14 protein-coding genes are annotated in these 14,415 nt (G+C 37.0%); 8 read left to right on the top strand and 6 right to left on the bottom strand.

The genetic code is table 11. The annotated features are described in order from the left end of the window. Nucleotides 1-36 precede the first annotated feature (36 nt). The 3 genes from NK356_RS17620 to NK356_RS17610 all read left to right on the top strand — a co-directional run bounded on the left by NK356_RS17620 (nt 37) and on the right by NK356_RS17610 (nt 2,249). Nucleotides 37-882 (top strand): AraC family transcriptional regulator, encoded by an 846-nt coding sequence (locus NK356_RS17620; protein WP_253317598.1) that lies wholly within the window; start codon nt 37-39, stop codon nt 880-882. A 111-nt stretch (nt 883-993) separates the two neighbouring features. Beyond that, entirely contained in the window at nt 994-1,488 is a 495-nt protein-coding gene (locus NK356_RS17615; RefSeq protein ID WP_253317597.1) for a MarR family winged helix-turn-helix transcriptional regulator, read from the top strand. Continuing rightward, nucleotides 1,485-2,249, top strand: coding sequence for a hypothetical protein (locus tag NK356_RS17610; RefSeq protein ID WP_253317596.1), 765 nt, complete (start codon nt 1,485-1,487; stop codon nt 2,247-2,249). Before NK356_RS17615 ends, NK356_RS17610 begins: the two co-directional genes overlap by 4 nt. 168 nt (nt 2,250-2,417) lie before the next feature. Here NK356_RS17610 and NK356_RS17605 read toward each other — a convergent pair whose 3' ends face one another. Next, nucleotides 2,418-2,660 carry a hypothetical protein gene (locus tag NK356_RS17605; RefSeq protein ID WP_047431165.1) on the bottom strand — a complete coding sequence of 81 codons (243 nt, stop codon included), beginning with the start codon at nt 2,658-2,660 and terminating at the stop codon, nt 2,418-2,420. Between the two features lie 163 nt (nt 2,661-2,823). On the opposite strand from NK356_RS17605, the gene NK356_RS17600 reads away from it, so the two are divergent. The 3 genes from NK356_RS17600 to NK356_RS17590 all read left to right on the top strand — a co-directional run bounded on the left by NK356_RS17600 (nt 2,824) and on the right by NK356_RS17590 (nt 5,365). Beyond that, entirely contained in the window at nt 2,824-3,189 is a 366-nt protein-coding gene (locus tag NK356_RS17600; protein ID WP_034696665.1) for a hypothetical protein, read from the top strand. Between the two features lie 52 nt (nt 3,190-3,241). Beyond that, nucleotides 3,242-3,949, top strand: a complete 708-nt coding sequence (locus tag NK356_RS17595) for a hypothetical protein (RefSeq protein ID WP_253317595.1) — start codon at nt 3,242-3,244, stop codon at nt 3,947-3,949. 120 nt (nt 3,950-4,069) lie between these two features. Next, the gene (locus tag NK356_RS17590; protein WP_034696661.1) at nt 4,070-5,365 is read left to right on the top strand and encodes a deoxyribodipyrimidine photo-lyase; all 1,296 of its coding nucleotides are present in this window, start codon (nt 4,070-4,072) and stop codon (nt 5,363-5,365) included. Nucleotides 5,366-5,463: 98 nt separating this feature from the next. Here NK356_RS17590 and NK356_RS17585 read toward each other — a convergent pair whose 3' ends face one another. The 5 genes from NK356_RS17585 to NK356_RS17565 all read right to left on the bottom strand — a co-directional run bounded on the left by NK356_RS17585 (nt 5,464) and on the right by NK356_RS17565 (nt 11,632). After that, nucleotides 5,464-6,159 carry an ABC transporter ATP-binding protein gene (locus NK356_RS17585; protein ID WP_253317594.1) on the bottom strand — a complete coding sequence of 232 codons (696 nt, stop codon included), beginning with the start codon at nt 6,157-6,159 and terminating at the stop codon, nt 5,464-5,466. Next, nucleotides 6,153-7,499: a DUF3526 domain-containing protein gene (locus NK356_RS17580; protein WP_253317593.1), complete on the bottom strand. Its 1,347-nt coding sequence runs from the start codon at nt 7,497-7,499 to the stop codon at nt 6,153-6,155. Before NK356_RS17580 ends, NK356_RS17585 begins: the two co-directional genes overlap by 7 nt. Further along, a complete protein-coding gene (locus tag NK356_RS17575; protein WP_253317592.1) occupies nt 7,500-8,945 on the bottom strand; it encodes a DUF3526 domain-containing protein in 1,446 nt (481 codons plus the stop codon). Nucleotides 8,946-8,948: 3 nt separating this feature from the next. Then, nucleotides 8,949-11,201, bottom strand: coding sequence for a TonB-dependent siderophore receptor (locus tag NK356_RS17570; RefSeq protein ID WP_253317591.1), 2,253 nt, complete (start codon nt 11,199-11,201; stop codon nt 8,949-8,951). A 188-nt stretch (nt 11,202-11,389) separates the two neighbouring features. After that, nucleotides 11,390-11,632 carry a hypothetical protein gene (locus NK356_RS17565; protein WP_185103709.1) on the bottom strand — a complete coding sequence of 81 codons (243 nt, stop codon included), beginning with the start codon at nt 11,630-11,632 and terminating at the stop codon, nt 11,390-11,392. A 327-nt stretch (nt 11,633-11,959) separates the two neighbouring features. Here NK356_RS17565 and NK356_RS17560 point away from each other — a divergent pair, with 327 nt between their 5' ends. Together NK356_RS17560 and pelA are read left to right on the top strand one after the other, a co-directional pair. Further along, nucleotides 11,960-13,147: a DUF4861 domain-containing protein gene (locus NK356_RS17560; protein ID WP_253317590.1), complete on the top strand. Its 1,188-nt coding sequence runs from the start codon at nt 11,960-11,962 to the stop codon at nt 13,145-13,147. Between the two features lie 86 nt (nt 13,148-13,233). Beyond that, the gene (pelA, locus tag NK356_RS17555) at nt 13,234-14,253 is read left to right on the top strand and encodes a pectate lyase (protein ID WP_253317589.1); all 1,020 of its coding nucleotides are present in this window, start codon (nt 13,234-13,236) and stop codon (nt 14,251-14,253) included. Nucleotides 14,254-14,415 lie beyond the last annotated feature (162 nt).

Below are 14,415 nucleotides of genomic sequence, written 5' to 3'. Positions count from 1 at the left end.
TTAAAATTGTACTTTTGGAGGAAAATACAGTGTATCATGAAAGGATTGCCTCTTGAAGAGATTGATGTAAGAGAATTAGAACTGAAAGAAGAGATTGTATTTAAAACAAACACTTTTCTCTCATTCATTTATATTGTCAAAGGAAAAGGAACGCTTACTTATGATGGGCGAAACATTAATTTTTCTCAAGGTAAGCTTTTCATTATTCCACAACATGAGGTTTATCGCTTTGAAAGTGAGTCTGCTCAGCTTATCAATATTCAATGTCCGGTGGAATTTATTGATAAAATCCGTCTGGAAGCAGACCGTATTGAAAGTTGTGAGAATTTGTATAAGTTACAATATATCAGTCATAATTATCATGCAAGAGCAGGGTGCGTTTTCAGAAATAACAATGATGAACAATTTGCAGAAACCCTTATTCTGCAAATTGCTAATGAATTCAAAAATAAGGCGGAAGATTATCTAATTATCAGAAATTGCATGTCGATCCTTCTGAACCTGATTGCCCGGAATATCATTCAGAGTGAAACTTCAGACCTGCAGGAAAACCGGAAAGCTTTTTCCATTATGAAGATCATAGCTTATATTCAACAACATATAAAAGACCGTGAGAAGACCGGAATTCAGACTATTGCCGATCATTTTGGAATTTCCGGGAATTATTTCGGAGAATATTTTAAACAGCAGACAGGAATTTCTTATCAGGATTATTTGCTGGATTATAGGCTGAAACTGGTTGAAACCTATCTAAAATACAGCAGTGTCAGGTTAAGTGAGATTGCTTATGAGCTCCAGTTCAGTGATGAAAGCCATCTTTCCAAGCTGTTCAAGAAATACAGAGGAGTAACTCCCGGAGAATACAGGAAAAGTTTCAAATAAATAAATTTTGGAGTAAAGTTTTTTAAAGGTTTAAATTAAAATTCAAAAATATAAAGTTAACTATATAGTTGACTTTATATTTTTATATATTTACAGCAAATATATTTCCAGATGGATTTTGACTTTATTAAAGAACTAGGATATAAAGCTTTGGATAGCAGATTGAAGAGAATCAGTGACCGGATGTCTCATGATGTGCGGAAATTTTATAAAGAATTTGGAATTGATGTGGAACCCAATTGGTATCTGGTTTTTATGCTGCTGCAAAAAAAGGGTGAAATTTCAATTACTGATATTGCTGAGCCTTTGGGATATTCCCATCCTTCAGTTGTGGTTATCGTTAAAAAAATGAACGAAAGCGGTTATCTCATCATCAAAAAAGATAATGTGGATAAACGGAAACAGATCATTTCATTATCTCCCAAAGCTATTGAAATGCTTCCTCAGCTGGAGCAGATCTGGGACAGTTGTGAAAAAGCAATTCTGAAGGTATTATCAGAAGATCTGTCGATTTTCACGCATCTGGATCATATTGATCAGGAATTAAAAAATGAATCTTTTCACCACAGGTTTAAACAGGAATATTTAAAATCAATTCAATCATGAAAACATTAATTCTCATTACAGCATTTCTTTTTTCCACGAATCTGATTTCGGCAACGGAAACGAAAATCATGATCAGAGCCAAAGCAAGAGATGCGAAGTTTATCGGAACTTCATTGGGTGGAGCTCATATTATCATCAGAAACAAGCTTAATCAAAGGATTCTGGCAGAAGGAAATACTACCGGAAGCACCGGAAATACAGATCTGATTATGAAAACGCCTAAAATCAGAGGAAACTCCATTGCAGACGAACAGACAGGAGGTTTTATGGCTGCCATAGATATTGATGAACCTACATTTGTGAATATAGAAGTGGTTTCTCCTTTGAACAGTAAGCAGGCGCAGGCGGTGGTAAGTACAGAGCTATGGCTGATTCCCGGAAAACATATTCTGGGGGAAGGAATTATCCTTGAAATTCCTGGGTATATTATTGATATTCTGAAGCCAAGAACCCATCAGTATATTGCCCTGAAAAGTATTAAAGATAAACCTTTCCTGTTTCAGGCAAATATTGTGATGATGTGCGGATGTGTCATTGATAAAGGAGGCGTATGGAATTCCGATGAAATAGAAGTGAAAGGAATTCTGAAGAAAGACGGAAAATGGGTAAAGAATATTGATATGTCTTTAGTTTCAACCAATCTGTTTGAAGGAAATCACACAATCAATTCTCCGGGAAATTATGAACTTGTTCTGTATGCTTATCATGAAAAAACCGGAAATACAGGTGTAGATAAGGTAAATTATGTAGTTTTTGAATAAAGAGATTGTCTTCAAGATGTCATTCTGAACAGACTGAAAATCTGCGAACGTAGTTCAAAAATGTAATGAAAAATCTCATGTGCTTGGTTATTAATGAGATTCTTCCTTCGTCAGAATGACAGAAACCAAATTGTTTAACTTTTGAGACGACTTTTTATTCAGAGCCAATTATAAAACCTGAAGTTCTTTAAATACTTCTATAATGGCTTCAATAAGTCCTTTGTCTATATTTTTTTCCGAAGCAGCATCCGGAAGGAGAGCCCGTAAATCACCGTGATCATCACGTTCAATAACAACTTCTGTTCCATCTACGTCTACATACAGTTTATATCCATAAGAGAATGTGGCCAGCTTTCCGTTGAAAAGCAGTTCTTTACCCTTATACGTTACCGGTACTTCAAATTCTTCCATTGCTGAGTTCTATTCATTTAAAAATTGGTGCAAATGTCGGGAAATTATTAGAAATATTTGAAGAATTAACTTATTTGTAGAAATAGATTAAGATCAAATATGTGCTTTTCCCCCATAGTTAAATTACTATATTTACTTATACTTGTGGTTTCAATTAAAAACAATGAAAAAACTATTAACCACAATTCTACTTCCCTTAGGCATAGCCAGTCTATCGGGACAAAATAAAAACAGTTCTAAAGAAGTCGAATTTAAATTCAAAGACACTAAAAATACAGCATGTTTTGTTTGTAATCACGTTTTTGATAAATCCAAACCTATCTTATATGTAACCCATGATTCTGACGGATATTGGCAGTTTCTATGTGGTGAAGATCATCATACCGAAGATGATATCAAAGTTATTTCCTTACTACAGGCGGTTACATTGGATGCTACCATTAATGATTTGTATGAAATGCCATTGAATGCCGGAGCAGAAAGAAAGCAAATAAACGAAAAATGGATACCATTTAACATCAGTGAGTAAACGTTTTAAATCATTCCCTAGAATGAAAATCAAAAAATAATCAGCTGCAATCATGAATACAGAAGAATTTTCACGCTTACTCTTATTTCAGAATTATGAAGAAGCAGAAATTGTTTTACAACAGGGCTTTGATCCTAACACTCTTTTAGAACAGGATAAGTCTGCTATGGAATGGAGTTCTTATGCGGATGACTATAGAATGATGTATATATTATGGAAATATGGTGGTCAACCTACCACGCCCTGGGCAGAGGAAATTATTAATAAGTTTGAAAAAGGGGAAAGCTATATTGAAGTAGAGCAATTTTATTCAAAAGAAAGAAATGATGTAGGTAATATAGAGGATTATAAGGATTTAACCGATGGGTTTTCTGTGCAAAAACTTGAATTCCAAACCGGAACATTCCGCCTTCAGGAAGAATCTTTGTATAAAATTTCCATTCCTGTCTCGAAATTTGTTCTTGATAACAGCATTGTGGATACCGCTATAGAACTTGACTTTGTTCCACTGCCGGAACCACTATCGGCCTATATCGGAAAATCTGTTGTGTTTCCTGTAAATCCGGAAGAAGGGTATGCAGATGGTTCTGTCTATGTAAGAAGTAGTCATAATCCTGTAGATCTCACCAGATTGAGTTTTCTAAACGCTGAAGATGGAATGTTGATGGTTGAGGTATCCATGAAATTTGATTTTGAGTACGAAGGAATTGGGTTTGAAAATGAAGAACTTGTCATAAGAATAGCTCTTGAAATTGACTGAGGTATAGATTAGCCATTTAAATTATTTTATTACTTCATATGACTTTACAATGTCTTTGAAACTGATTGTGATAATGCAGTTATTTTTGCGTACAATAAGATAAACAAATTATCTTTGAATATGAAAAATACAATCACCCTTTTCTGGTTCAGACGTGATTTGAGGTTGGAGGATAATATCGGGCTTCATCATGCACTCCAGTCTGATGCTCCGGTACTACCCATTTTTATATTTGATACCGATATTCTGGAAAGGCTTGAAGATAAAGAGGACCGCAGAGTAGATTATATTCATCAGGCCTTGACGGATATCAATATTTCATTAAAGAAATACCACTCAAAAGTCAATACCTATTATGGGAAACCTATAGAAATTTTCCAAAAACTATCTGAAGAATATACTATTGAAGGGGTTTTCTGTAACCGGGATTATGAACCTCAGGCGATTGAGAGGGACAAGGAAGTCTATTATTTTTTTAAGGAAAAGAATATTCCTTTTAAAGCCTATAAAGATCAGGTGATTTTTGATAAAGACCAGATAATTAAAAAAGACGGGTCTCCTTATACCGTTTACACCCCTTTTGCCAAGAAATGGCGGGAAGCGTTAACACCTGAACATTATCAATCTGTTAAATTAAATTTTAAAAACCTTTTTCCACAGCAATATTCTGAGATTCTGACTTTAAAGGAAATCGGTTTCAAAAAAACGGATTTTGATTTTAAAAAACCTGCTTTGGAGGCTTCTATTATTGATAATTATGATCAGTTTCGTGATTATCCGGCATTACAGCATACTACACAACTCGGCATTGCTTTACGTTTCGGAACCATCAGCATCCGGAAGTGTGTTGATTTTGCGCTGAAACATAATGCGGTGTGGCTTTCGGAGCTGATCTGGCGTGAGTTTTTTATGCAGATTTTATATCATTTCCCTCAGGTGGTTCATCAGTCATTCAAAAAACAGTATGACAATATCCATTGGCGGAATAACGAAGATGAGTTTAAACACTGGTGCGAAGGAACTACAGGGTATCCGATCGTAGATGCCGGAATGAGAGAATTGAATCAGACGGGTTTTATGCATAATCGCGTAAGAATGATTGTTGCAAGTTTCTTATGTAAACACTTACTGATCGACTGGCGTTGGGGAGAAGCTTACTTTGCTTTAAAACTCAACGATTACGATCTTTCCGCAAACAATGGAAACTGGCAGTGGGCGGCAGGAAGCGGCTGTGATGCGGCTCCTTATTTCAGAGTTTTTAATCCAACGGCTCAGACAGAAAAATTTGATAAAGATTTACTGTACATCAAAAAATGGCTTCCGGAATGGAATACGCCAGCATATCCTTCTCCCATCGTAGAGCATACCTTTGCCCGCGAAAGAGCTTTATCAGAATACAAGAAAGCATTAACATAAATAATGTGATATGAAAAATGCCCGGCAACGAAAACGTCACCGGGCATCAACCAATTGATATTTAATATGAAAAGTTACTTACTGAAGTAACGGAATCATCAGATTGTTTGCAGATACAGCTCCTGTAATTCCTGTGCTGTAAATGCTTTGGAAGGTAAATTCTGTACCAACTCTCCCTGTTTCATAATGCCAATGTTTGTGGCAACACTTACTGCATTGAAGATGTCATGTGTTGCCATTAAAACAGTTCTTCCTTCTTTACCCAGCTGACGTACAATTTCTGTAAATTCTGCTGTAGCTATTGGATCCAGTCCGCTGGTAGGCTCATCCAGAAGAAGCACTTTTGCATCTTTGGCAAGAGCTATGGCAATGCCTACTTTTTGTCGCATTCCTTTAGAATATCCTCCCAATGCTTTATGATGTGCAATTTCCTGCAATCCTGTGTGTTTGAGTAAGGCAGCCAGTTCATCCTTCTGATAATCAAAACCTGCAATCTTAGAGAAAAAATCAAGATTCTCTATTCCGGTAAGGTTAGGATATAAAAGCACTGTTTCAGGAATGTAGGCAAGGTGTTTCTTAATCTTTTGTGGTTCTTCTTTTACCGAAATATCATTAATGAAAGCATCTCCGGAAGTCGCTTTAATAAGCCCCAGAAGAATATTGATGGTTGTACTTTTTCCTGCTCCGTTTTGCCCGAGTAGCGCAAAAATTTCTCCTTTCTTTACTTCCAGATTCAGAGAATGAAGGGCCGTGAAATCGTTGTATTTTTTATGTAAGTTGATCGTTTTTAACATAGTTTTCTGTATTTGTATTGTGAAAGGATGATGAATAAAGCAATGAAGATGAGGTAGGGAAGAAGTATCTGTATCCATTTAACTGGTGAAGAGAATGTGAATATCTGTATGGTTTGTTGTGCCCAGTTGATAGATTCAGCATTTTTCCCCGAGAAAATAAGAGGGTAGAAGAACAATCGTTTTTTCTCATGGAATTTCTTGAGTGATGAAGCATACAGCAAATGATTCTGCAGATCAGATTTTGCCAGATGACTTTCTACAAGCTGAGTATGTAAATTGGGAAGGAAATAGCCTAAATAGGTTGCTGCTTCATTGCGTTTCTTCATTTTTTCCGTATACTGTTCTGAAGATTTTGCCGATTCAAGATCTCCCATATGCTGCATGGCATAATACCAGATCCATGTGAATGCATCATTTTCTTCTACAGTGAAATTGCTGTATTGTGGGTAGGCTTTGTAAAACTTTTCCATAGTGGGACGTTTGGCCTCATCCCATTTGTTGTGATAACCTTCTCTCTGTTCCATGACTGCTTTAAGGGATTCATGAACCGGATAGAGTTTCTGTATCAGAATATTGCTGCTCATCGGGATAATAAAATTGATTCCCACCCATACAATCAAAAGGATTAATGCGTTCTGAGCAGATGATTTACGGAAAGAAATAATCCATCTGCACAGGGCAAACCAGAACAGAATATACAACCAACCGCTGATCATAAAAGCAATATAGGAAGAGTCTAAAGGTATTTTTATCCAGACCGAAGCAGTAATGATGAGAGCAAGATAAACAGCCGTCACAGCCAAAAGGCGTATGAGCATTTTATGATCCAGAAGCTTTTGTAAATTACCGCTCTGCACCGAAAGCAGTTTCCATGTTCCTCTTTCTTCTTCTTCAGAAACCAGATTATAACAGAAGGCTACAATCACCAGTGGAAAAAGGAAAACAATAACAAAACTAAAGTCAAAATTTCCAACTGCTGCATTAGCGGGATTATAAAAATCAGCATTATATCGCTGTTCCTCCAGATTTCGGATGGTTACTCCCTGAATAGAAGGATTTAAATCACGCATTCCGATATTTAAAGCAGCCAGTTTGGGTGTTTCATTCACCAGATTGAATTTAATATAATAAAGAACCAGTCCCAGATCATCTTTGTGAAATTTTGTATTCCTTTCTATACTTTCTTTTTGGAAAGCTCCACTTTTGGAGATAATATCTTCATTCCTGTCTAAAAATTTTTTCCCTGTATAAATAGCCATCAGTCCGGCTATCAATAAAAACAGCAGTGCAATGATATAGGCTTTGTTACGGTAAAATTGGGTATATAAATAACGATTCATTTAGATTAATTTTAATTTTCTTCCACTTATTTCGATCGCAATAACGCAGATAGCCATCCATAGAACTAATGCAGCTGCAGGTATGGGTTGTTTCTTCAGACTTTCCAGAACAGGAGTATACCGGTATTGAAAATCCGGAAACTTTTCCCAGTTGTGTTTGTCGATAACAGCAGGCGGCCCGCCGTTTTCAGGTTTAATATTGCTGATCTTCTCAATCTGCAAATCATTTAGATGCTGAGCCATCTGATAACGATATTCTTCTGCCTGTTTTTGAAACTGGTTATAAGAGAAGAAATCCGTACCTGTTGCAATCATGGAAAAATTTTTGATTGCAATGGCAGGATTAATCAGTCCTGAAAAATCCGTCAGACTTTGCTGCTTGTTGTAAATGGTCTGTAGTTCCTTTTGATGTCTGATGTAAATCTGTGAACTTATTTTTTCTCCTTCCTTCATGACGAATCCGCCGTAGTTAAAAGGAAGCTCATTGGTGGTTTTTACTTTATATTTTGCCAGTAAAGAATCTTTAATTTTTTTGAAATGCGGATCATCCGGATTATGGCTGTCCCCCGATTTTAAAATATCTTTTTCCAGAGTGGTTTCAAAAGCAATTCTGGAAGGTGCAGGATATAAATTCTGTGCTGCAAACTGAATTCCTTTAGGCAAAACAATGATGAAAAGAAGCCAGAAACCAATAAGGCTGATCAACGCAGATGAGGTACTTTTACTATTCGCAGAAACCACTACGGTCAACGTGCAGATAAAAAAGTAATAGATCATATAAGCAGGTAACAGAAATGATAAGCGTAATACAATATCCGCTGTATTAGTAGTCTCTGACATGAATGCTGCCATGAAAACAATAGGAATGACCGGAATGAGGAAACATAAAGAAAACAGCCAGAGTCCCAGGATTTTACCCCAGATAATATCCCTTCCGGAAGTTCCCTGCACACTGATGATCTTCAAAGTGGCATTTTCCCGTTCCTGAACAATTAATCCAAATCCCAGAAAAAGAATAATCAATGGAACAATACTCTGCAAAATAAAAGCACTGCTAAATGCCCCAAATCGGACTAAAGTTCCGGAACTTCCTGCTTCCGAAAGATTGGCGGTATTCTGTTTATGGGCTTCCAGAAATATGACATTTCCTAAATAATCATCCAGTCCGTTGTCAAAAATATTCAAAGGATGCCCGATTCTGAAAACCAGATAGCCATAATGAGCCATACGGTGCGGATGCTTATCAGGTCGATGTTCCCAGCTTTCACGGACTTCTTTCCGGTATTCTTTTATTTTCGAAAAAGAATCCGTGTATTTTGTATATCCTATGCCAATACTCAGCATACAAAAAAGGAGTACGGCAATCGTGGTGAGCAGATTTTGTTTTCCTTTAAACAAATCCTGCCAGGTTTTTCTCACCATCAGTTGTAAGTTTGAAATAGCCATAGTTTAAAATTTATAAGTAGCAGTTAGTAAATAATTTCTTGGAGTTCCCGGAAACAGCCTTAAGTAGTTCTGAGCCCCGATCCAGTACACTTTGTTGGTAATGTTATTCAGATTAAAAGAGAGCTGAACAGTTTTTGCCGGAGTATAATATAAAGCAGCATCTATTGTCGTATAGGCGGGAAGCTCGAAGCTCCTTGTGAACCACGGAACTTTAGAACTCTGATAAAGCATTCCGGCCCCAATTCCAAAGTCTTTTAGGAATTCAATAGTTGAAAAATTGTAGCGTGTCCAGATATTCACCGAATTCTTAGCAGTATTTTCCTTTCTTTTCCCCACAAGATCACGGTTGGTGTCATCCAGTATTTTAGCATCAATATAGCTGTAGCCTCCGTAAATATGCCACTGAGGAAGAATATGTCCAGAAAACTCAGCTTCAAATCCACGGCTTCTGTCAGCACCACGCTGTACAAGTTCATCAGGTTCTGAAGGATTATTAGCATTGATTAAAATATTTCTCTGGTTGATTTCATAGACCGCAAGATTCAGTGAAATTCTTCCAAAAAACTGTGCTTTGAGTCCCAATTCTTTGAGATCAGAAGTCAAAGGTTTGAATCTTGCTGCAGATCCTGTAAGACTGGAAGTATTAGGCATCAGTGTTACGGTATTGGATTGAGGCTGATAGCCTGTAAGATACGTTCCATATATATTAATATGATCCGTTACACTATAAGTAATACCGAATCTGTACAACAGTTTATTATTGTTAAAAGAGGTCTCATTGGTTTCTTTGAAGTGGGTAATATCCTGAAACCATTCCTGACGGATTCCTGATAATATTTTAAACTTTTTCCAGGTAAAAAGATGCTGGATATAAGCTGCATGAGTCGTAGTAAGAGCAGAAGGTAAAGGGGTAATCACATTAAGGGTATTAAAATCAGTACCCTGATAATTTACAGCTCCCGGATTCAGATCAAATGGTGTGACATTAGGTGTTGGAATGATTGTTCCATTATAATTAATGGTCTGGTACTCCGAAGCTTTTGCTGGATTGTAAGAAGAAGCTACAGAACCGTTCTTCAAAAGAAAACCTCTTGCCGCATTCTGTTGTCCGCCTTTGCGTTTTTCCCAGATCTGACTGTCATAGCCTATCAAAGCCTGATGTTGTACAGATCCTGTTTTGAATTTAAAATTAAAATATGCATTAATGTTATCTGTAGCCCAGTTTTGTTTTCTCTGTACAAACTGCATCATGGCAAGGCTGGAAACCGGTTTGTTATCCATATCAGGGACAAAAGAATTGGTTGTTCTGTGCTCCTGCAGGTTTTCTCTCCAATATTGCTTCATATAGGAAGCATTAAAACTGATGGATTGGTTAAAATGATGGGCAACTGTTCCCATTATTATGAGTTCTCTGGTTTTAAAAAAATCATCCGGAGCTCCTAAATTCAGACTTCTTGGAGTGCTGTACAAATCTGTTTTTCCTGCCACTGCTCCGAAAATTGGCTGTCCTCTGTCCAGGTTTCCATAAAGATCATTGAAAATCATTTCCACATTCACGGATGTTTTTTCATTCGGAACAAAAGTGATAGAAGGTGAAATCAGAATACCACTGTTTTTAACATGATCCCTGAATGAATGAGCATTCTGATACGCTCCGTTAAAACGGTATAATAAAGTTTTGCTCTTATTTAAAGGGCCTGTAAGATCTGTGGTGACACGGTAAGTTTCAAAGCTTCCACCTGACAAACTGATTTCGTGACGGGGATTTGACAATGGTTTTTTAGTAACCATATTGATCGTTCCTCCAGGATCTACGCTGGACATGGTAATGCTTGCCGGACCTTTGAAAACTTCTACACGTTCTATATTGGAAGTCATAGGTTGTAAAAAATAATATTGCCTGGTGCGCATTCCGTTGATAATCTGTCCTTCTTCATTCTGGCTGATCCCACGGATATTGTATTGGTTATAAGAGCTGGAAGGAGATACACCATTCACATTTTTCATCACATCTCCGAGCTGGAAAGCCTGACGATCGGTGATGAGCTCTTTGGTAATGGTATTAAGCGTTAAAGGCAGATCTTTATTTTTCATAGCTATCTTGGTGGCTGCAAAAGAGTAGTCGGACGTATAATCTTTAGACTTTCTTCCGATAACCTCAACGGTTTGAACCACTGTAGATAAAGAATCTTCAGAACGGGACTGAGCATACAGAAATGACGATGCGGTGATGAAACTCAGACTGAAAAGTTTCACAGAATTTGGGGAAATACAATGAATTATTCCCGAATAATTAAAATTACTGGTAGTCATGAATAGGGATGTACGGACATCGAAAATGCCCATTAATAAAAGGATATCCTTACTGGTGTGAAGACACAGGTATCCACGGAATTACAATACAGACTAAAAAATCTGTAAACGAAATATCAGGGCAGCATAGATTAAGCTACCGCAGAAAATGTGGATGGGGGAGCTCTGGAGCTGAAAAAATCGAGGAGACAACGATATGAAATGGCTTTCGGCTGTGGCATCTCGTTATCATTAGTAGTGTCGATAGCAAAATCCAGATTTAAAGGTTCAGGGAGAAGAATATTAGTCATATGCATATGAAGAGCACACTGACATTCGTCATCCTGGGAAAAGGTAGGAATTTTCTCTTCTTTTGAACCTTTTTTATAAATCACTTTACTTTTGGCGTGCCTGGCATGATCAAGACATGTAGTTACCCCGCTGACATTTGAAACAAATATCAGAAGTAAGGAAAAAACAAAAAAGACTCTGAGAAATTTTTGCATAATAGAAAAACAAATGTACAATTTAATTTGATAAAAATTGAATGATGAATAAAAAGTAGCGGATATTTTTAAGTTTTACTTGAAATCAGCAGATTTGAAAATACTTTGTGAAGTAGAGGGATTCTTATGGATTTAATCTTTAAAATTTAAGCGAACTTCAGTGAAATATTAGCAAATTATTTATATTTTTGGTCAATTAACTAATTGATTAAATTTATGTTGATATCAAAAGCTGCCTTTCGGGGCTTAAATTGTGCAATCGGTTGCATTGCTTTCGGATTTTTATCTGCTCAAAGTACTGTTCAGGTTACAAATCCTTCGGGTTTTGCCAGAAATGAAGTGGTAACCGTTCCCAATACTTTATTGAAATCATTTTTAAGTAAGCATACTGAAAAAGACCTTCGAATAAAAGATGCAAAAGGAAACTGGATTCCCATTCAATGGATTGATTATGATGGTGATGGAAAGGGGGAAGAATTACTTTTTCAGGCGAATATTGGTGCAGGAAAAACAGATACTTATACTATTGTAGCAGACGGAAAGAGACAGATTCCGGAAAGCAGGGTTTCTACTTATTCGAGGCTGGTTCCTGAAAGAGTAGATGATTATGCCTGGGAAAATGATAAGGTTGCTTTCAGGGTATACGGTCCGAAAGGTCAGCAGGAAGCTTTACAGGGAATAAAAAGCAGCACTCTTTCAAGCGGTGTAGACATCTGGCTGAAAAGAACGGATCTGCCTGTTATCAACAAATGGTACAAAGGTTATCTTACAGATCCGATGTATTACCATAAAGATACAAGAGGTGAGGGCTACGATCCCTATCATGTAGGAAACAGCCGTGGAACGGGCGGAATCGGAATATGGGAAAATGAAAAGCTCCAGACCTCCCAGAATTTTATAACATCCAGAACCATTGCCGAAGGTCCTTTAAGAACTGTTTTTGAACTTACCTACCAGCCATGGAGTGAATACGGAGTGAAAGAAACCAAAAGAATTTCTTTAGATCTGGGTTCTAACTTTTCAAAATTTGAATCCACTTTTGAAACAGGAAAACCTGTTCCGAATTTTACTGTAGGAATTACTTTGCATAAAAATGAAGGAACAACTCAGCTGAATAATAAACAAGGCTATTATCTTCACTGGGAAAAAATAGATGATGCATTTGTAGGAGAAGGAATTGTAATAGATCCCAGAATTGTTGAAAAATCACTTGCCTTCACCTCTGATGTTCCTGATGAAAGTAATCTGTATGTTGTGACGAAGCCTTCAAAAGTCTTAACCTATTATGCCGGATTTGCGTGGCAGAAAAGCGGACAGGTTCAGACACGGAAAGATTGGGAGAATTTGCTTCAGAAACAGTCGGAAATTATTGCGAAACCATTGGTGGTGAAAGTTATTAGGTGAGAGAGTTTGAGGGTTTGAGGGTTTGAGAGTTGTAGGGTGGAAGTGTTTTAGAGTGAAATGCTCAGCTTAATTTTAAATAATAAAAAATGAATCTAAAAATATACACATTTGCATTAGGGATATTGGCGGTTAACTGTTCTGCCCAAGTGAAAGATACATTAGCGGAGAAAATGCTGATGTATCAGCTTCCCAATGGAGGTTGGGGAAAACAGCTTCAGGATAAATCGGTGGTTAATTATAATCTCACCATTGATAAAACTCTTTTAAAAAAGATAAAATCAACAGGAGATGATCACGCAACAATTGATAACAATGCTACTTCAAGAGAGATCAATGCGTTGATTAAAGCGTATTCAATAACCGAAAATCCGGATTATTTAAAAGCAGCGGAAAAAGGAATCAGTTACCTCATTCTGATGCAGTATGATAATGGGGGTTTTCCTCAGTATTACCCTAATTCAGGGCTCTACAGAAAGCAGGTGACCTATAATGATAATGCGATGGTCAACGCTTTGACAGTTCTTTACAATACTGCGGAAGGAAAGAATAATTTTGATGTGGTTTCCTCATCATTAAAAGAAAAATCAAAAATTGCCGTACAAAAAGGAATTGGGTGTATTTTAAAAACTCAGGTTCTTCAGAAAGGAGTTCCTTCCATTTGGGCAGATCAGTATCATGAGATTACACTGCAGCCGGATAAGGCAAGGGCTTTCGAACCCATTTCATTAGCCACCGGAGAATCCGTAGGAATTATAAGGTTTTTAATGATGCAACCTGTAACTTCTGAGATTGAAAAATCAATCAAAGCTGCTATACAATGGTTCAGGCAAAATAAAATAGAAGGGTATAGCTACAATGTTACCAAGCAGAACGGAAAAGCGGTAAGAGTATTGGCTGAAGATAAAAATTCCGTGATCTGGGCAAGGTTTTATGATATCCATACCAATAGACCTTTGTTTGGAGACCGCGACGGAAGTGTAAAATACAATTATAATGAAGTCTCAGAAGAAAGACGAAACGGATACAGCTGGTTTGGTGATTTTGCAGAAAAGCTTTTAGCCAAGGAATACCCGAAATGGCTGGAGAAAAATAAATTAAATGAATAATTGGTATTCAACAGGAGCGGGTTTCGGCCCGCTTTTTTTGTAAAATAAAAAAGAGGACTGTCCAAAAAGTTTTGGCAGCCTCTTGTTGTTATAAAGAAATAGAATTTAGGAGATTTTGAGGGTCATATAAATGTCTTGAATGAACCTTAGATCTGACACTTT

It is taken from the genome of Chryseobacterium sp. S0630 (assembly GCF_024158915.1).
Taxonomy (GTDB): domain Bacteria; phylum Bacteroidota; class Bacteroidia; order Flavobacteriales; family Weeksellaceae; genus Chryseobacterium.
This window is presented reverse-complemented; position numbering and strand designations above follow the sequence as displayed.

What these genes read in the sequence shown, in the direction of transcription:
- NK356_RS17620 (WP_253317598.1), top strand. Translation starts at nt 37, where the DNA reads ATGAAAGGATTGCCTCTTGAAGAGATTGATGTAAGAGAATTAGAACTG.
- NK356_RS17595 (WP_253317595.1), top strand. Translation starts at nt 3,242, where the DNA reads ATGAATACAGAAGAATTTTCACGCTTACTCTTATTTCAGAATTATGAA.
- NK356_RS17615 (WP_253317597.1), top strand. Translation starts at nt 994, where the DNA reads ATGGATTTTGACTTTATTAAAGAACTAGGATATAAAGCTTTGGATAGC.
- NK356_RS17560 (WP_253317590.1), top strand. Translation starts at nt 11,960, where the DNA reads ATGTTGATATCAAAAGCTGCCTTTCGGGGCTTAAATTGTGCAATCGGT.
- pelA (WP_253317589.1), top strand. Translation starts at nt 13,234, where the DNA reads ATGAATCTAAAAATATACACATTTGCATTAGGGATATTGGCGGTTAAC.
- NK356_RS17600 (WP_034696665.1), top strand. Translation starts at nt 2,824, where the DNA reads ATGAAAAAACTATTAACCACAATTCTACTTCCCTTAGGCATAGCCAGT.
- NK356_RS17610 (WP_253317596.1), top strand. Translation starts at nt 1,485, where the DNA reads ATGAAAACATTAATTCTCATTACAGCATTTCTTTTTTCCACGAATCTG.
- NK356_RS17580 (WP_253317593.1), bottom strand. Translation starts at nt 7,499, where the DNA reads ATGAATCGTTATTTATATACCCAATTTTACCGTAACAAAGCCTATATC.
- NK356_RS17575 (WP_253317592.1), bottom strand. Translation starts at nt 8,945, where the DNA reads ATGGCTATTTCAAACTTACAACTGATGGTGAGAAAAACCTGGCAGGAT.
- NK356_RS17585 (WP_253317594.1), bottom strand. Translation starts at nt 6,159, where the DNA reads ATGTTAAAAACGATCAACTTACATAAAAAATACAACGATTTCACGGCC.
- NK356_RS17605 (WP_047431165.1), bottom strand. Translation starts at nt 2,660, where the DNA reads ATGGAAGAATTTGAAGTACCGGTAACGTATAAGGGTAAAGAACTGCTT.
- NK356_RS17590 (WP_034696661.1), top strand. Translation starts at nt 4,070, where the DNA reads ATGAAAAATACAATCACCCTTTTCTGGTTCAGACGTGATTTGAGGTTG.